This window comes from Ruminococcus sp. OM06-36AC (assembly GCF_003438725.1).
GTDB lineage: Bacteria > Bacillota > Clostridia > Oscillospirales > Ruminococcaceae > Ruminococcus_C > Ruminococcus_C callidus.
In genome coordinates, this window is the sequence record NZ_QSTT01000014.1 from 35,332 (window position 1) to 52,945 (window position 17,614).

At 52.7% G+C, this 17,614-nt stretch carries 21 protein-coding genes; 6 read left to right on the forward strand and 15 right to left on the reverse strand.

Annotated elements, in window-relative coordinates:
* The first annotated feature begins 48 nt into the window (after positions 1–48).
* From DXB92_RS09600 to DXB92_RS09625, 5 genes are read left to right on the forward strand one after another with little or no spacing between them, the layout of a single operon-like run.
* On the forward strand, positions 49–591 hold the full coding sequence (locus tag DXB92_RS09600) for a DJ-1 family glyoxalase III (RefSeq protein ID WP_117733707.1): 543 nt from the start codon (positions 49–51) through the stop codon (positions 589–591).
* Positions 584–1,180 (forward strand): 5-formyltetrahydrofolate cyclo-ligase, encoded by a 597-nt coding sequence (locus DXB92_RS09605; protein WP_117733708.1) that lies wholly within the window; start codon positions 584–586, stop codon positions 1,178–1,180. Before DXB92_RS09600 ends, DXB92_RS09605 begins: the two co-directional genes overlap by 8 nt.
* The gene (gene mltG / locus DXB92_RS09615; protein WP_181977016.1) at positions 1,173–2,699 is read left to right on the forward strand and encodes an endolytic transglycosylase MltG; all 1,527 of its coding nucleotides are present in this window, start codon (positions 1,173–1,175) and stop codon (positions 2,697–2,699) included. Before DXB92_RS09605 ends, mltG begins: the two co-directional genes overlap by 8 nt.
* The gene (locus DXB92_RS09620; protein WP_021681589.1) at positions 2,683–3,903 is read left to right on the forward strand and encodes a U32 family peptidase; all 1,221 of its coding nucleotides are present in this window, start codon (positions 2,683–2,685) and stop codon (positions 3,901–3,903) included. Before mltG ends, DXB92_RS09620 begins: the two co-directional genes overlap by 17 nt.
* A 12-nt stretch (positions 3,904–3,915) precedes the next feature.
* Positions 3,916–4,644 (forward strand): hypothetical protein, encoded by a 729-nt coding sequence (locus tag DXB92_RS09625; RefSeq protein ID WP_117733710.1) that lies wholly within the window; start codon positions 3,916–3,918, stop codon positions 4,642–4,644.
* A gap of 103 nt (positions 4,645–4,747) precedes the next feature.
* Here the strand turns inward: DXB92_RS09625 and DXB92_RS09630 are convergent, their stop codons facing one another.
* The 12 genes from DXB92_RS09630 to gpr all read right to left on the reverse strand — a co-directional run bounded on the left by DXB92_RS09630 (position 4,748) and on the right by gpr (position 14,706).
* Positions 4,748–5,497, reverse strand: coding sequence for a hypothetical protein (locus tag DXB92_RS09630; RefSeq protein WP_117733711.1), 750 nt, complete (start codon positions 5,495–5,497; stop codon positions 4,748–4,750).
* Between the two features lie 3 nt (positions 5,498–5,500).
* Positions 5,501–6,763, reverse strand: coding sequence for a glutamate-5-semialdehyde dehydrogenase (locus DXB92_RS09635; protein WP_117733712.1), 1,263 nt, complete (start codon positions 6,761–6,763; stop codon positions 5,501–5,503).
* 304 nt (positions 6,764–7,067) lie between these two features.
* Positions 7,068–7,529 carry a GNAT family N-acetyltransferase gene (locus tag DXB92_RS09640; protein ID WP_117733713.1) on the reverse strand — a complete coding sequence of 154 codons (462 nt, stop codon included), beginning with the start codon at positions 7,527–7,529 and terminating at the stop codon, positions 7,068–7,070.
* Between the two features lie 378 nt (positions 7,530–7,907).
* On the reverse strand, positions 7,908–8,696 hold the full coding sequence (proB, locus tag DXB92_RS09645) for a glutamate 5-kinase (protein WP_117733714.1): 789 nt from the start codon (positions 8,694–8,696) through the stop codon (positions 7,908–7,910).
* A 14-nt stretch (positions 8,697–8,710) separates the two neighbouring features.
* Positions 8,711–9,661: a D-2-hydroxyacid dehydrogenase gene (locus DXB92_RS09650; protein WP_117733715.1), complete on the reverse strand. Its 951-nt coding sequence runs from the start codon at positions 9,659–9,661 to the stop codon at positions 8,711–8,713.
* Entirely contained in the window at positions 9,658–9,981 is a 324-nt protein-coding gene (locus DXB92_RS09655; protein WP_117733716.1) for a hypothetical protein, read from the reverse strand. The genes DXB92_RS09650 and DXB92_RS09655 overlap by 4 nt, the downstream gene beginning before the upstream one ends.
* 291 nt (positions 9,982–10,272) lie before the next feature.
* Positions 10,273–10,929, reverse strand: coding sequence for a dockerin type I repeat-containing protein (locus DXB92_RS09660; RefSeq protein ID WP_117733717.1), 657 nt, complete (start codon positions 10,927–10,929; stop codon positions 10,273–10,275).
* A 19-nt stretch (positions 10,930–10,948) separates the two neighbouring features.
* Entirely contained in the window at positions 10,949–11,812 is an 864-nt protein-coding gene (locus DXB92_RS09665) for a hypothetical protein (RefSeq protein ID WP_117733718.1), read from the reverse strand.
* Between the two features lie 317 nt (positions 11,813–12,129).
* Positions 12,130–12,372 carry a 30S ribosomal protein S18 gene (gene rpsR, locus DXB92_RS09670; protein WP_021681574.1) on the reverse strand — a complete coding sequence of 81 codons (243 nt, stop codon included), beginning with the start codon at positions 12,370–12,372 and terminating at the stop codon, positions 12,130–12,132.
* A gap of 47 nt (positions 12,373–12,419) precedes the next feature.
* On the reverse strand, positions 12,420–12,956 hold the full coding sequence (locus tag DXB92_RS09675) for a single-stranded DNA-binding protein (protein WP_021681573.1): 537 nt from the start codon (positions 12,954–12,956) through the stop codon (positions 12,420–12,422).
* Positions 12,957–12,981: 25 nt separating this feature from the next.
* A complete protein-coding gene (rpsF, locus tag DXB92_RS09680; protein ID WP_040647133.1) occupies positions 12,982–13,272 on the reverse strand; it encodes a 30S ribosomal protein S6 in 291 nt (96 codons plus the stop codon).
* A gap of 579 nt (positions 13,273–13,851) precedes the next feature.
* Positions 13,852–14,706, reverse strand: coding sequence for a GPR endopeptidase (gene gpr, locus DXB92_RS09685; protein WP_117733719.1), 855 nt, complete (start codon positions 14,704–14,706; stop codon positions 13,852–13,854).
* 288 nt (positions 14,707–14,994) lie between these two features.
* Here gpr and rpsT point away from each other — a divergent pair, with 288 nt between their 5' ends.
* On the forward strand, positions 14,995–15,255 hold the full coding sequence (rpsT, locus tag DXB92_RS09690) for a 30S ribosomal protein S20 (RefSeq protein WP_021683660.1): 261 nt from the start codon (positions 14,995–14,997) through the stop codon (positions 15,253–15,255).
* 83 nt (positions 15,256–15,338) lie between these two features.
* Here rpsT and DXB92_RS09695 read toward each other — a convergent pair whose 3' ends face one another.
* The 3 genes from DXB92_RS09695 to DXB92_RS09705 all read right to left on the reverse strand — a co-directional run bounded on the left by DXB92_RS09695 (position 15,339) and on the right by DXB92_RS09705 (position 17,236).
* A complete protein-coding gene (locus tag DXB92_RS09695) occupies positions 15,339–15,686 on the reverse strand; it encodes a type II toxin-antitoxin system PemK/MazF family toxin (protein ID WP_021683661.1) in 348 nt (115 codons plus the stop codon).
* A 507-nt stretch (positions 15,687–16,193) separates the two neighbouring features.
* Positions 16,194–16,616 (reverse strand): DUF2752 domain-containing protein, encoded by a 423-nt coding sequence (locus DXB92_RS09700; protein ID WP_181977017.1) that lies wholly within the window; start codon positions 16,614–16,616, stop codon positions 16,194–16,196.
* A 110-nt stretch (positions 16,617–16,726) separates the two neighbouring features.
* The gene (locus tag DXB92_RS09705) at positions 16,727–17,236 is read right to left on the reverse strand and encodes a DUF4234 domain-containing protein (protein WP_117733721.1); all 510 of its coding nucleotides are present in this window, start codon (positions 17,234–17,236) and stop codon (positions 16,727–16,729) included.
* Positions 17,237–17,614 lie beyond the last annotated feature (378 nt).

The window sequence follows — 17,614 nt, forward strand, 5'->3', positions numbered from 1 at the left end:
GACGGGTTTCGTGCAGTGCTGCCTCAACATACAGAAAGGATCATCACTATGATTTATGTATTTCTTGCCAATGGATTTGAAGAAGTCGAAGCTCTTGCACCGGTGGATATGCTCCGCCGTGCCAAGCAGGAAGTGACCACCGTAGGCGTGACCGGAAAGATCGTCACCGGCTCGCACCACATTCCCGTGACCGCAGACATCACCGCAGAGGAATTGCAGATCGGCGGCGATATGGATATGATCGTGCTGCCGGGCGGCATGCCGGGCACGCTGAACGAGGAAGCTTCTCCGGTGGTGCAGGCTGCCATTGACTATTGCGTTGCCAATGACCGCTGGATCGGTGCGATTTGTGCTGCTCCCTCTATTCTGGGACACAAGGGCGTGCTGAACGGAAAGACTGCTACCTGCTATACCGGCTTCGAAAAGGAACTGACCGGAGCGGAGATCGGCAGCGACGGTGTCATTCGGGACGGCAAGATCATTACCGCACGGGGTGCCGGCGTGGCAGTGGATTTCGGTCTGGAACTGGTGGGAGCCGTATGCGGCAGAGAAACCCAGCAGCAGATTCGCGGGTCCATTCTCTGTGATTGAGCAGACTGCGGCAAAACAGGCTCTCCGGCAGGAAATGCGTCGCCGCCGCAAAGCAATGCCGCCGGAAGAAAAAGCCGCAGGGGAACAGCGGCTTTGCCGCTGGTTTCTGGAAAGTTCGTATTACCGGAACTGCCGCCAGCTGTTTTGTTTTGTTGCCCTGCCGCAGGAACCGGAAACACGGGGCATTCTCCGGCAGGCTCTGGCAGACGGTAAAATTGTTGCCGTGCCCCGCTGTCTGCCGGAACGCCGCATGGCATTTCACCAGCTGAACAGGGAAGTGCCGCTGGAACAGCAGCTGCTCTCTGGCAGCTTCGGCGTGGCAGAACCGCAGGAAACGCTGCCGGTCATCACGCCCCAGCCGGAGCAGGCACCGCTGTGTCTGGTGCCGGGGCTGGCGTTTGACCGAAAGGGCAGCAGACTGGGCTATGGTGCCGGCTATTACGACCGCTTTCTGGCGGCGTATCCCTTTTTGCTGAAAATCGGCTGTGCACTGACACCGTTTCTCACGGACTGTGTGCCCACGGAACCGACAGACCAGCGTCTGGACGGTATTGCTACAGAATCTTCGCTGGAGGTATGGAATGGATAACAAAGACTTCAACCGCGATCAATTGCTGAATGAGATCCTGCGGGAAACGGCAGCCCCCAGGAGCCAGCTGGCTCCTCAGCCCGCACCGGCACGGGATCCGGAACCGCCAAAACCGGCTCCCGCTGCTCCGGCAGCCCGGTCGGCACCGGCAGAACCGGTACGTCCTGCGGCAGCACCGCAGACACAGCAGCAGCCGGCTGCGGAAACACCGGCACCGGAGCCCGACAACCGCACTGTTCTTTTCAACAGTGCCCGGTGGAATACGGATCAGGTGTTCACCGCCCGGCAGCCGGTATTGGAAAATGACCCGCTGTATGAAGATCTGGAAGGGGAGAGCCAGCCGTTTCGTCCGGAATCGGTACATAGCACCACTGCCAACACCGCCAAGCGTCCCCGCAAAAAGCGGAAACAGCATCGTGTCATCAGTGCACTGGCAATGATTATTATCATCATTGGCGTGTCCATTCTGCTGTCCAGTGCCCTGATCGTCTACGGGCGTGATCTTCTGGGCATCAACAGCGACAGTTCCACCAAGATCGTTACCATTCCGCAGGGTGCTACCATGAAAGAGATCGCAGGGACTTTGCAGGATTCGGGGATCATTACCAAGCCGGACTTTTTTGTCTTTATCGTGGGCATGAGCGACAAGGACAAGGACATCAAGCCCGGCGACCACGAACTGCGTCCGGACATGGCGTATGAAACCATTCTGAGCGAGTTGATCAGTGATCCCATGGACAGTTCGCTGTCGGTATCTGTGACATTTCCGGAGGGAATGCGTCTGGTAGATGCCGCAGATCTGCTGGAAGAAAACAACGTCTGCGATGCCGACGAATTTCTGGATTACTTTAACCACAGTGCGAAGTTCGGCTATGCCTATGAGGACTATCTGCCCAGCTTCCAGGACGAAAAGTTCTATCAGATGGAGGGCTATCTGTTCCCCGATACCTATACATTCTATCAGGAAATGGACGTGGAACTGGTCTGCCAGAAGATTCTGGGGAACTTCAACGACAAGATCACCAAGGACATGTATGACCGCATGGATGCTCTGCATATTTCGCTGGATCAGACCATTACGCTGGCATCGATGATCCAGGCAGAGGCAGGGAACACCGAGCAGATGACGACGATCTCTTCCGTATTCTGGAATCGTCTGAACAATGCCACCGAGTATCCGCTGCTCCAGTCCGACCCCACCACCAAGTATGTGGAAGAAGTCATCAAGCCTCACAGCGAATCCTACAATCAGGATCTGTATACCTCTTACGATACCTATCAGTGCACCGGTCTGCCGGCTGGCCCGATCTGCAATCCGGGCAGCGAAGCCATTCACGCGGCACTCTATCCGGACAACACCAACTACTATTTCTTCTACTCCAACATTGACACCAAGGAAACCTACTTTGCGGAAACCTTGCAGGAGCACGAAGCCAACCAGCAGAAAGTGCAGGAACAGCAGGAAGCAGCCGCAGCTGCGGAAAGCAGCGAGGAGGAAAGCAATGACACAGAAGAATAAACCGGAACTGCTGGCACCTGCCGGCGATCTGGAACGCCTTCGCGGGGCTCTGGATTACGGGGCAGATGCGGTGTATCTGGGACGGGAAAGCTTCAGTATGCGGGCGGCGGCAAGCAATTTTCACAGTGCGGAACAGCTGCACGAAGCCGTTGCACTGGCACATCAGTACGGGAAAAAGGTATACCTCACCTGCAACACCCTGCCTCGCAACGAGGAAATTCCCACATTTCCCCAGTTCCTGCGGGAGGCACAGGAAGCCGGAGCAGATGCCCTGATTCTGGCAGACCTGGGGCTTCTGGCAACGGCTCGGAAGCTTGCACCGGATATGGAGATCCACATGTCCACCCAGACCGGTATTGTCAACTATGCCACCTGTCAGGCTCTGTATGATATGGGCGTGAAACGTGCCGTGCTGGCACGGGAGCTTTCGCTGGAGGAGATCGCCGGTATTCGGGCAAAGATTCCGGCGGAAATGGAACTGGAAGTGTTTGTCCACGGTGCCATGTGCATGTCCTTTTCGGGACGCTGTCTGCTGTCCGCCTATCTCACCGGACGGGATGCCAACCGCGGTGCCTGTGCACAGCCCTGCCGCTGGAACTATCACGTGGTGGAATCCAAGCGGGAGGGACAGTATTTCCCTGTGGAGGAAACCGACGAGGGCACCTATATTTTCAACGCGAAAGACCTCTGCATGATCGACCATTTGCAGGAACTGCTGGACGCCGGTGTGGACAGCCTGAAAATCGAGGGGCGGAACAAGTCGGCGTACTATGTGGCAATTATCACCAACGCTTACCGTGCGGCTCTGGACGCGGCAATGGCAGGACAGCCGGCACCGGAATGGGCACTGCGGGAAGTGGTACAGGTCAGTCATCGGGAATACTGCACCGGCTTTTTCTACGGCAGAGAAAACGCTGCCCAGCGATACGCCGACAGCAGCTATGTCCGGAATTGTGACGTGGTGGCAGTGGTCAACCGCTGGGAACAGGGCAGACTGTACCTCACCCAGAGAAACCGCTTTTTTGCGGGGGATTCTCTGGAAATCGTGGCTGCCGGACAGCCGCCGGTGACGGTGGCTGCACAGGGGCTGGAAAACGAGGACGGCGAATCTATCGAAACCGCAAATCATGCCATGATGCAGTGCTCCATTGCCTGTGAAACGGCATTCCCCGCAGGCAGCGTAGTGCGGAAACCGGTGGAATAAGGAGGCGTTTTCATGCGGCATACACAAGCGATCATTCTGGCAGCAGTGCTGCTTGCCGGTATCGTGTCCGGCGGCTGCACCCGAATCCACAGTGCAGAGGAATTGACAAAGGACACCAGACCGGAAACCACGCCGGTGTTCACCGATGCCCCGAAGCTGGAATTCTCCGCAGATGGGGTAGACCCTTACGCCAATGTGATCGCGTACTATGTGGAACAGTATCAGAAAGATCTGGAAAGTGACGATATGCTTCAGCCGTTCACCTATGTGCTCTATGACATGGACAAGGACGGCACACCGGAACTGATCGTCCGGACAGGCTACAGCGAAGCGGATTATGCCCTCTACGTCTGGACAGCCGATGCGGACAAACAGCCGGTACAGGTGGAGGGCTGTGGAAACGGTGCCCATACCCAGATCTACGGCTCGGAAACAGAACTGGGCTTTTTCATCAACAGCTGTCACATGGACACGGAGTATATTGCACAGGATTATCTGACAGAGGGGAATTCGCTGGAAGAAGTGCAGATCTACGCCTACCAGATGAAGAACGAAGCACAGTCGGCTTACGGCTATTACGATCTCACCGCCGGAGAGGGCTTTTTCCGGCTGGACGAGCAGAGCATCGAGGATTATCGCTATAAAGCCAGCCCGCAGGTGAAAGATGCCAAAACTGCCCTGTCGCTGGAGGAGTATCAGAAACAGCTGGAACAGCTGGACGATGCTCACGCTGTGGGATAAAACTTTCATAGATCGTATAAAACGCCTCGGCAAACGGTAAAAATTCCGTTTGCCGAGGCGTTTTAGTTTAGGCAATACCGCACAATCTTTGTGCGGTATTGCCTTAATGTATTTTCCGCATCTTTTCCATAGTGATCGCTGTCACGATCCACCGCAGCCACGGCAGACACATGACCACCTGCAAAAAGATTCGCCAGGGCTTTTTCCAGCCCAGACAGGGAGCACAGGCGATCAGGTACCGGCTGCCGTAGACAATGCCCATGACATAGGGAATCAGCAGGGCGACAAGATACAGCAGCAGGGGCAGAGCCATCAGAAGTGTCACATATCCCAGCATCACGGCTCCGAAAATAATTGCCGGCAGGAAAATAATGCCGAACATCAGAACCAGCAGTGCAAATATCCACCAGAAACTGAGCAGGTACACAAGCAGAATGACACCGGAAACCAGCATCAGCAGGAAAAACGGCAGGGAGAGCCACAGCATGGTCAGCTGTTGTTTTGCCGCCTGCTGCGGGGTACTGCCGGTTTGGGAAATGGGTACACAGCTGCAAGTGCGTACCATGGTATAGCACCATGTCATGGCACAAAATGCCACTGCCAGTTTGGGCAGGAAGGACAGCGGTGCCGGCAGATCATACAAATACCGCAGGACTTGCAGCACAGGATTCGAATCGGTCTGGTCTGGAAACAGAACGTACACCCAAACCATCACTGCCAGCGGAAACAGTGCTCCCACCAGTGAAAACAGATGCAGCAGTACTTGTGAACGGGTGCGTTCTGGGTACAGCTTTCCGGCAATGTCCAGAATCACCAGCACGGCACAGCCGATGCCGCAGAGAATTGGCAGCATGACTTACTCCCGAATCTGGCCGTTGCCACTGACCAGATACTTCACTGTGGTCAGTTCGTGCAGTCCCATGGGCCCTCTTGCGTGGAGCTTCTGGGTGGAGATGCCGATCTCTGCACCGTAGCCAAACTCACCACCGTCGGTAAACCGTGTAGAAGCGTTGACATAGACGACTGCCGCATCAACGGTTCGCTGGAATTTCTGGGCAGCGTCCAGATCGCGGGTGATGATGCATTCCGAGTGCTTGGTGCTGTACTTGGCGATATGTGCCATGGCTTCGTCCAGACTTGCCACCACTTTTACGGTAATTTTGTAGTCGTTGAATTCTGTGTCATACAGTTCTTCCGTCACCGGCTGAACGGCATCGCCCAGAATTTTCCGTGTCTGTTCATCGCCGTAAATAGTCACATCATGGGTGCGGAATGCAGCCTGTACCCGCGGCAGAATTTCTGCGGCAACGTCCTGATGCACGATCAGCCCTTCAATGGCGTTGCAGACAGAGGGACGCTGGGTCTTGGCGTTGTCGATGATGCGGACAGCCATTTCATAATCTGCTTCGCCGTGCAGGCAGCTGTCCACATAGACGTGACAGTTTCCGGCACCGGTTTCAATGACCGGCACGGTGGACTGCCGCAGCACTGCCTGAATCAGACCAGCACCGCCGCGGGGGATCAGCACGTCCAGATAGCCAGTCAGGTGCATTATGTCGGCGGCAGTTTCACGGGAAGTGTCCTCCACCAGTTGAATGATGTCCTTGGGCAGTCCGGCAGTTTCCACAGCGTCCCGCATGATTTCTGCCAGTGCGGTGTTGGAGTGGATCGCCTCCTTGCCGCCGCGGAGAATGACCACGTTTCCGGCTTTCAGGCAGAGGGTGGCAGCATCTACAGTGACATTGGGGCGGGATTCAAAGATAATGCCGATGACACCCAGCGGCACACGGGTTTTGAGGATCTGCAAGCCGTTGGGGCGGACAGAGCCGCTGTCTACAGAACCAATGGGATCTTCGGCGGCGATCAGCTGACGGGCAGCGTTTGCCATGCCGGAAATGCGGGCAGGAGTCAGCCGCAGACGGTCCTGCAGCGATTCTGTCATGTGGTTCTGTACGGCAGCCTCCAAGTCTTTGGCGTTGGCGGCGAGGATTTCCTCCTGTCTTGCCAGCAGGGCATCGGCAATGGCAGCGAGGGCGTTGTTTTTGACCTGCGGTGCGGCAGTGGCAATGGCGGATTCCACAGCTTTTGCCTTGACACCAAGGGTTTCAGCGTAATTCATGGGTATGCTCCTTTCTGAGTGGTAAAAGTGATGGCATGATTCATAATAAGAGGATTTTTTTGGTGCAGCTATTTTTCTAAAAAAATGCTGCCGAGGTCCAGGGCGAGAAGCCCTGGTCGCTGTCCGCAGACAGCGAAATCTCTGCGCCGTGCTTTTGGCGCACGGAGAAAAGGGTGAGAAAATCGACAGATTTTCGAGGGAAAGCGAACACGACCGCTTTCCCTGGCTACCCCTTTTGTATTGGTGACTCTGTAAAACATCCCAGCGGGATGTTTTACACGGAAGCGTTCTCTAATGATTTCTTTCACGACAGTGTGTACTGCAAAAACCGCCCGTTTTTCTCGAATCCATATGCGGTGTATAACAGCACACCCATTTCAGACGCAGTGATCCAAACGGCTCCGCAGCCATAGGTTCTGGCTTCTTCCACCACGTGATCCAGCAGTTTTCGGGCAATGCCTTGTCTGCGATAGGCGGGGTTCGTGTACATGCTGGACAGCAATCCGATTTTTCCGGTGGGATTGCTGTAGTACGGCGGCTTTTCCACAAACGACATGCCGCTGGTGCCGACAATTTTTTCACTGTCCACTGCCAGCCATGACACGAAAGTGCCGTCTGCCAGATGCTTCTGGTAGTATGCTGTCAGTGCCGGCTCTAAGTCCAGATCAGACTTTGCCCCTTCTTCTTTTAGTTGTGCGATTCGCATTGTCACAAATGTGGGGATGTCTGCTTCTGTCAGACGGCGGTAGGTCAGTAGAGCGTTCATGGGCATGCTCCTTTCCAGATGATAAAGGTGGATGAGAAGATTTTTTAGTACAGCTATTTTTCTAAAAAATGCTGCCATGTTGATACTGCACCAAGTCTTGTTTCAGGTATCTCGTGAGAAATATTCCACTGGAATATTTCTCATAGGTTTCTTGCTGGAAAAGGGTAGTCAGGGGAAGCGGTCTTGTTCGCTTCCCCTCGAAAATCTGCCGATTTTCTCACCCCTTTCTCCGCGTGCCGAAAGCGTGGCACGGGGCGTTTCGCTGTCTGCGGACAGCGATCAGGGCTCCTCGCCCTGAACCTCGCCAGCATTTTTGAAAAAATTGCTGGAGCAAAAAACTTTATTGATGCAATCACTTGCGGGTTTCGTGTGATAAATTCATTCTGCCAGAAAATGTGTTCCGATCGGTTCGCCGTCAAAGAGGGCGTACAGCTGTTCCGGATCTCTGCCGTTCATGATGACCATATCCACGCCGGCTTCGGTGGCAATTTTTGCGGCATTGATCTTGGTTGCCATGCCGCCGCTGCCCAGTGCCGAACCGGCACCGCCTGCCATTTGTTCAATGCGGGCATCGATTTTCCGGACTTCCCGAATGACCTGTGCATTGGCATCGGTGCGGGGGTCGGCGGAGTACAGTCCGTTGATGTCGGACAGGATAATCAGCAGATCTGCTCCCATTGCGGCAGCAACCGTAGCGGAAAGGGAGTCGTTTTCGCCGATTTCCAGTTCCAGCTCATCGATCGCCACCGTGTCGTTCTCGTTGACAATGGGAATCACACCCATTTCCAGCAGTCTGCCAATGGTGTTCTGTACGTGGGGCAGACGCTCGTTGGTCAGGGTGGCACGTGTCAGCAAAATCTGTGCCACGGTAACATTATATTTGGAAAACATGTCGTCGTAAATGTGCATCAGTTCGCACTGTCCCACTGCGGCAGCAGCCTGTTTGGAGGGCGTGTCCTTGGGGCGTTCCGGCAGGTTCAGCTTGCCGACACCCATGCCCACCGCACCGGAGGAAACCAGCAGCAGTTCCTTTCCCGCGTTGTGGAGGTCGGACAAGATCCGCACCAGATTGGTCATGCGGCGAATGTTCAGTTTTCCGGTTTTATGTGTCAGCGTGGAGGTTCCCAGCTTGAGAACGATACGCTTTTTTGAGGATACATCTATCATTTTGGTTTTTCTCCTTATGGTGCAGTAATCACATTCTGCGGCGTTCCGGCGAGCCAGCACCGTAAATTTTCCGCCGCCAGTTCCAGCAGCCGCTGTCTGGTTTCCAGCGGTGTCCATGCCGCATGGGGTGTCAGCGTGCAGTTTTCCAGCCCGAACAGCGGCGTAGCTCCCATGGGTTCTTCCGTCAGCACGTCCAGTGCGGCACCGGCGATCACGCCCTTTTGCAGAGCCTGTGCCAGGTCGGCTTCCACGATCAGTCCGCCCCGTGCGGTATTCACCAGCAGAGCCGTGGGCTTCATGGTGCTCAGCCGCCGGGCATTGACCATGCCGGCAGTCTGTTCTGTCAGGGGCGTGTGCAGGGTGAGAATGTCCGCCTGCCGGAACGCTTCGTCCAGCGATACCAGCGGATAGGGGCAGTTCTGGGGCTGGGTTCGTGTGGCGATGCAGAGCCGCATGCCAAAAGCAGCACCAATTGCGGCAACCTTTTTGCCGATGCTGCCATAGCCCACCACTGCCAGCGTTTTTCCGGCAAGTTCCTGCATGGGGTAGGGCATGATGCAGAAAGTCTTTGCCTGTTTCCACGCACCCTGCCGGACAGCGGCATCATACTGTGCCACGCGGCTGTAGTGGTGGAGGATCAGGGCAAAGGTGTGCTGTGCCACGGCATCGGTGGAATAGCCTGCCACATTGCAGACTGTCACGCCGTGTGCTTTTGCGGCGGCAATGTCGATGTTGTTATAGCCGGTGGCACATTCGCCCACATACCGCAGCTTCGGACAGCGGTCGAACAATTCCGCCGGAATGGGCGTTTTGTTGCAGAGAATGCCGTCGGCATCGCTCACACGTTCCGCCAGTTGTTCCGGTGCGGTGAGGTCGTAGATCTGCACTTCGCCAAACTGTGAAAATATGTCCAGCGACACTCCGCCGCCGGACAGGGTCGCTCCGTCTGTCACTACCAGTTTCATGCGTCGGTTTCCTCGGTTTTGCTGTCGCCGGCGGTGTCGGCTGCCTGTGCAGCGGCTGCCTGCTTCTCCTTTTTGCGGGCGATTATGGACAGAACAATGGCTCCCAGCAGAAGCACCAGTTCAAAGATGCCCACCGTGTGGAACCAGACCTTGTTGTGTTCGCCGCCGACGTAGATCAGCAGGGAAGCGACGATGCCCACTGCCAGAAGCAGCTGGTATGGGCGACGCAGGCGAATGAACTGCACAACGAAAAAGGCTCCTGCGATCAGGCAGAAGATCAGGTGATAGGTGAATGAAATCGGAAATGTACTTGCGTCCATAGTGAAAAAACTTCCTTTCTGTTGATACGAATCCTGTTTACGGGATTCCCATGACCGGCGTTCTGCCGGATATACCCTTCTATTATAGCATAGATGATGCTGGTTTGCAATGGGTTTTGTGCACTTTTTGGGTGGCTGCCCATAGAAAAAGCCGCCGGCAGAATTGCCGACGGCTTGCGTTTCAAACGAAAGCAGTTATAAACGTCTGTTTCGTATTTTGTGTCATCAATTTTTTTGAGAAATGCATGCAAAAAGATGCGAAGCAGACTCTAATACATGCTCAAAATCGCCTTAATACACGCTCAAAGTAACGTTTGCCGTTGTTGGTCCAACAACGTTGATATTCACGGTTCCCGGAATAGAATCCATTGTGAGATCATAGCGTCCTTCTTCAAAATAAATGGTCTTTTGGATTCCTGCTCCCATAAATCCCACGTCAACCAGTGCAGTTAGAGCATCTGTATTGTCCAGAACGCCGTCACCGTTCACGTCCATCAAGTTATAGCATACTTCCGAAAATTCGTCGTTATAATCCAGAACAGAATCCAGAAGATCTGCACCCTTTACGTTGGAGCAAGCGTTTCCGGCACCAGATCTGGCAACACAATACAACTGGAAGTACACCGTTACTACGTCCAGCTGAGATGTCTTATCCATTTGTCCCAGTTCATACACCTGATTCTCATGGATCCAGTCTGCATCGCTCTGGTCAACAACACCGTCACCGTTTACATCTGCCAGCTTCAACTGCTCCGCAGTCAAAGCCTCGTTGTCCACATACAGTGCATGTGTCACCATAGCCGCATCGTGTCCGGTGATGAAACCGTCCATGTCCACATCGCCCAGTGCATACGCTCCCTCAGCACTTGCACTCATAGCAGATACCGGCAACGCCGCCAGTGCCATAACGCCCGCAAGTACTGCGGAAATACCCTTTCTAATCTTCATAGAAATTCCTCCCTTAAATTTAATTTTCATATACCACTGTTACAGGAAACAGAGTATTGATTTCTTTGTTAGTAAGTGATACACCAGCACCCTTTTCCGCAATATACTTTCCTAAACTATCAGAATCTGCCTTTTCGATTACTGCATTGTGATCAATATCTGCCACCGCTGCACACTTCAAAAACGGATAATTCTTGCTCCACGTACTGTTGCGGTTTTTCAGTTGCTGGTCTAAATAAGTTGTACTCAGATGTCCATTTGAATCCGCCACCATTTTTTCCATATAAAAGAGGTCAATTGTGTCAACGTAATTATCGTTGTCAATATCGCCCAATCGTACATTTACTGATGGAGAAACAGAAATATTAGCATCACAGTCACTAAAATCATCATCAGGTGTATAGCCAAATTTAGCTTCCGGTTCATTAGGACTAAAATAAGAAATAAATCCCACTTTGAAATCATGCATTGCAGTATCATTTTTATCTACATCGTAAATAATGGAAAACTCCATTTCTTTATGAGAGTTTGCATCTACAACACAAGGAATACACGCCAAGTTCGTTTCTTCGTTATATACATATGTTCCACTAACCAAACGATTCGGAAGATCGCATCTTTCTGAATCATTTTTTCCCTTAAATGCGGGATCGCTTTTTACCAAAAGCGTTATAGCACCTATGCCAGGATTATTTGTGATTTTTACAGTCAACTTAATTTGAGTATCTGAAAGTTTGGTCGTATAAACCGTATACCGCATAGCAGAATTCTTGCCCACGCCATAAGACATGTCAATCGCACTTGTCGGAATTGCCCCTGCCATAGAAGACAGTGTCATCGCCGAAGCCAAAGCCGCAACGGCTTTCGTCAAAATTTTTTTCATTTTATCACGTCCTTTTGAAAATCTGTATATCATTGATAAATATGGAAAAGAACTCTTTCCATCTTTATTATACACCAGTTCTTCTCTATTGTCAATAGATTTTTAACGATTTTGCAAAAGAAAATTTCGATAAAATTCGACACGATTCGACAATTGGTATCTACTATTCTTATTATAGCAGTAATTCACAAAATTGTCAACCTTGGAATAGTGCACAAATTTTCACAGAAAAATTCAGCAGATCATACAATCAACGCCAAACAAAAAAGCGTTCCGGCAAAAGCCGAAACGCTTCCATTTTCGTTGTAAAAAACAGCTTAGTCGCTGACATACGGCAGCAGTGCGATGTGTCTTGCACGCTTGATTGCAGTTGTCAGTTCACGCTGGTGGAATGCACAAGTGCCGGTGACTCTGCGGGGCAGAATCTTTGCACGTTCAGTCATGCACTTCTTGAGCTTGGCAACGTCCTTGTAGTCGATACGCTCAACGCGATCTATACAGAACATACAAACCTTTTTGCGGGGGCGTTTGCCGCCACGCTGAGATCTTTCTCTCTCCATGATGTTTTTATCCTCCTATCTGCAATGCGGTATTTCTTTGGATTCGATCAGAAGGGAACTTCGCCGTCACTCAGAATTTCTTCAAAGTCACCCAGATCGCCCAGCTGCATCGCACCCGGTGCGTTGTTCGCTGCCGGAGCCTGCGGTGCAGGCTGTGCTGCCGGCTGCTGATATGCCGGTGCGGACTGTGCAGGAGCCGGCTGTGCATACGCCGGTTGCTGATAGGCACCCTGATACCCGCCGCCATTTTCCTGTGCGGAACGCTTGGACTCTCCAAAGGTAACATTGTCTGCCAGAACTTCCATGCTGTAGTGCTTTACACCATTCTGGTCGGTGTAGTCATTGTTTCGCAGACTGCCTTCCACAATGATCATACTGCCCTTGTGGAAATAGCGGCTGACAAACTCTGCCTGCTGCCGCCAGCAGCTGACGTTGATAAAATCAGCTTCCCGTTCGCCGGTCTGCTTATTCGTAAAACGACGATCGATCGCCAGACGAATGCGGCAAACTGCAACACCGCTCGGCGTCTGCCGGAAATCCGGATCCGCACACAGCCGTCCCATCAGAATTACTTTGTTCAGCATGTTGTTCCCCTTTCTGAAATTCGTCTTACTTTACGGTAACGAGAGAACGCAGAACGCCGTCTGTGATGTTCAGAACACGCTCTACTTCTGCCGGAACGTCCGGAGTGGACGTAAAGGTATACAGTGTGTAGTAACCGTCCGGCTCGTCGTTGATCGGATAAGCCAGCTTACGCTTGCCCCACTCGTTTACTTCGTCCAGTGTGGCAGCAGATGCGATCTTCTCGCGGAACTTTTCAACCAGTTCCTTTACAGCTTCTTCACCGTTCTTCAGACTGAAAACCGTCATCAGTTCGTAGGATTCCTGTTTCTTTGCCATACTCAATACACCTCCTTCTGGATTTCGCCCATGCAGGGCATGAGCAAGGATAACACACCTATTATACCAAACCCGACAAAAAAAGTCAAGCCCTTTTGCAAAAAAATTTGCACGGAAATTTTCCGGCTTTTTGTGCGGCTTTGCCGGTGCCGGTTCCTGCCGCGGCTGTGGTCTGTGCTTGGATACCTAATATAAAAGGAAAGGACACGGTGTACGTGTCCTTGCTGCTGTAGTAATGGTGTGTGATAACTAGCCTCCCCTGAAAGGGGTGACTCCCCACGGGGTGGGGAGATGCCCGCAGGGCAGAGGGGACCGCTCAGTACGAGGGGGACCGCCGTTAGGCGGTGGAGGGGTTTTCGCGAAATCTTTTTATGACGTTTTCGGCATAAGTGGAAACCCCTCAGTCAGTGCTACGCACTGCCAGCTCAGCACAAGGCACGCCCTGCGGGTGCCCTTTCAGGGGAGCCTTACTTGTCAAACTTCATAAATTTGGTATAATTTAAATCAAAATATTTTTGAAAATTGATTTCCGTGACTGCGTTTTATGCCGCAGGGTGTGGCAATATAACAGGGACAGATTCACCCCAGTCCTTCCGCCTGTGCAAAGGTCATGCCGTCATGGAGTGCCATGTTGAGGGCACACGCCAGCAGATCGCCGGCGTGGTCGATCAGCCGGTCGATGTCCCGTGGCGTGACCATCATGTTGGGGCGATCCTTGGGAACGCTTTTGCCGTAGATGCCCTGTACGGCGGTGTGGAGGTCTACCACAGTGGGAACCCCCAGTGCGATCACCGGCACCCCCAGCGTCCGGCGGGAGAGTTCTGCACGGTGATTTGCCACGCCGCTGCCGGGGGAAATACCGCTGTCACTCATCTGAATCGTCGTGCCCAGTCGGGAGAGCTCCGCACACGCCAGAGCATCTACCGCCACCACTGCCGCCGGCCGGATCTGTTTGCAGACCGCTTCGATCAGTTCTGCCGACTCCATGCCGGTCTGCCCCAGCACACCGCCGGCAAGCACACAGACTGGCCGCAGTTCCGGCAGATAGGTGAGTTCCTCCGCAGTGAGGGCGGTGCGGAGGTGCCGCGTTGCCAGCACTTTCGAAGCGACGCGGGGACCCAGAGCGTCTGGCGTAATGGCACGGTTTCCCAGCCCTGCCAGAAAAACACAGCCCTCCTGCGGCAGAAATTTTCCCAGTTCCGCGGCGAGCTCCTCTGCCATTTCCTGATAGTTGGCACTGCTGCGGGAAATGGCAGGGGTTTCCAGCGTGACGTATCGTCCGGCAGGCTTTCCGATAGGGGCACCGCAGACATCATTCTTGATGCGGATCTCTGTGACGGAAAAGGCGTTCCCACGGGTTTCCTGTGTGACCCCTGGCAGACTGGGGGCGGCGGCGGTGCGTTCGACGGCTAGATCAGTGCGAATTGGCTCCATGTGGCATAACCTCCTGTGTTTTTGTGCAAATTGCTGGCTTTTCACGCGAAAAAATTGTGGCGTTCCTTGAAAATACCTATTGCATTTTCGGACGGGCTGTGTTATAATAGAGTTTAGTCACGGCGTTCTGATAAGAATGCCAGCATTTGGTCGTTCCAATTGCGGGGAAGTTTCCCCACGAAATGACAGTACCGTGTCAATGCTGTCATTAGTGTATGACGTACAGAATCCGGTGATTCGAGGGAATTCTACCCATTATTTTTGATTGTAAAAAAGGAGATCTGAACTATGCCGAATATTCGTTCTGCTAAGAAGCGTGTAAAAGTAAGTGCAACCAAGACTGCTGCCAACAAGGCTCGCAAGTCTAACCTGAAGACCATGATCAAGAAGGCTGACGCAGCTTGTGCAGCAAATGCTGCTGACAAGGAAACTGCTGTACGCGTTGCCATCAAGCGTGTCGATCAGGCTTGTGCAAAGGGTCTGATGCACAAGAATGCAGCTGCTCGTAAGAAGTCCCAGCTGGCAAAGAAGCTGAACGCTGCAAAGTAAGCGAAAGCGAATTTCATTTTGCAAAGAGAAAGAGCGTATGCCCGATGTGGGTGTACGCTCTTTTTGTACTTTCAAGTTGTACTTTAAAGCGGCAGTCCGAAACTGACTTGCAGGGCGTGGTCTACCCGCGTCATGGACGGTTCGTCCAGCTCGCCCATGCGGTCTTTCAGCCGCCGTTTGTCCAGTGTGCGGATCTGCTCCAACAGCACCACGCTGTCCTTGGTCAGTCCGCAGGTGGCTGCCTGCACGTCGATGTGGGTGGGCAGCTTGGCTTTTTCCCGCCGGCTGGTGATCGCCGCCGCAATCACGGTGGGGCTGTGCCGGTTTCCGACATCGTTTTGCACAATAAGTACCGGTCGGACACCGCCCTGTTCAGAGCCGACAACGGGGCTCAGGTCTGCATAATAAATTTCGCCACGCTTGACCAGCATGGGGAATCCCTCCTTTATCTGTCAAGGCAATGCCGCACAGGTCTTGTGCAGTATTGCCTTAGGGCAACACCGCACAAAGAGCGTCTGGCGACTTTGCACGCCATCTGCTTGCAAATTTCCCGTCAGAGCCTGTTTCGTATCTTCCCGCACGCCTCTTGCGGGCATATTTTCCGAGATATTTCGGGAAAATACTCGAAAATCCACAAAGGATTTTCTCCGTTTTTCCGTTCATCTCTCAAAAAATCTGACGACGCAATCTGCATACGTCAGATACGAAACAGACTCTCATATTTCACAAAAATGCTCGTGAATACATCCAGTATTCACTCCGCTTTTTGTTTCATCTGACAAAAAATTTGACGACGCATCTGTCGCACAATCTTTGTACGGTATTGCCTTAGAAAACACAACGATGAATGGTTTTGTGTGATCACGCTCTTAGTATGCCCGTGATTTTCAAAAATAATCGATACTGTTTTATTATATTCGCGGAGGGAAAAAGGAGTGCTATTGCAGATAGGACGGCAGGAAAAATTCCATATGGGGAAGATTGCGGACAATGCCGAACAGCAGAAGCACAACAACGCTGCCCCACAGCAGAAGATTTTCCCCTTTGCTGCCCTTGGTGAACCACTTGGGATTCCACAGCACCCGAACCAGAAATGCAGCCAGCCACAGAGGAGAGAGCAGAGCGATCGCCAGATTTTCCCTGGCGGCACCGAGGAAATCCAGATGCAGCAGGCGAATGCAAAAATGAGAGATGCCGCAGCCCGGACATGCCAGACCGGTGATCTTCTGGAACAGGCAGGGGATCCGCAGCGGTGTCAGCTGGGTGACGATATAATACGCCAGCCCCAGCAGAAAAAAGATGCCGGCAGTTCGGAGCTGTTTGCGGTGGGTGCGGAAAAAGAAACGCAGATTTTGCAGCAAAAGGGATACCTCCTTGCCGGTTGCGGGAAAGTTTGTCGTACAGAAAAAAGCTGCACCGGAATCGTTCCGTGCAGCTTTTGTGTTTTGTTCAGCTGGAAAAGCACAGGCTCTTATGCCAGCTGGTTCAGTTCGTTCTGCATCAGGGCATAGGACACGATGCCCAGCCCGAAAATTGCCAGAATCAGATAGAGAATGCCGCTGTTGCCGGAGGACAGTCCACGGGACGTTTTTACCTGATCAATGGCATCGCCCTGCTTGTAGAGCCAGTACCACATGTAGATGTTGCAGGTGATGATGCCCAGCAGAATAACCATGCCGCCGGAAGTGGCATTGGGATCACCTGTCAGCTTGTTGACATCTTCTGTCAGTTTGTAGATCCAGTACAGGCCATAGATGCCGCAGGTCACAATAGACAGAATGATGCACAGGGCAATGTTTCTCTGTTCGATGGGGCCGCCGTAGGGGTTGCCGTTGAATACCGGCGGCGGTGTCTGGGGCGGAACGTTGTTGTTCGGAACTGCTCCGTTGGGAGTCGGTGCTTCATTGGACAGCGGGGCTCCGCAGCTTGCACAGAATGCTGTGCCGTCAGAATTGTTGCTGCCGCATTTCGGACAAATCATAAGTATTCTCCTTTAATATGAATTGAAATCGGACGGTTTGCGGGCTGCCGCAGATCGTCAGTTTCTGTAGTGTATGTTTAGTATACCATATTCTATGGCAATTGTCAATGAGAATATGCGAAAATGTTGAAAAATCATAGTGGCATCATTGATGAGGCGATAATGGATATGGGAAAATTTCTCCGTCTGCCCTTGCGGAAAACGGCAATTCTCCCCACAGCAAGCCCACTTTTCTTTCATTTGTCAAAAAATTAACAGCTTTCCCTTTCGATTTTGCACAAATCTCCAAAATGTGCGGAAAAGTAGTGACAAACGGGGCGTGTTATGGTATACTTGTACTTGAGGCAATACCGAACAAAGCCTGCCTGTGCTTTGCAC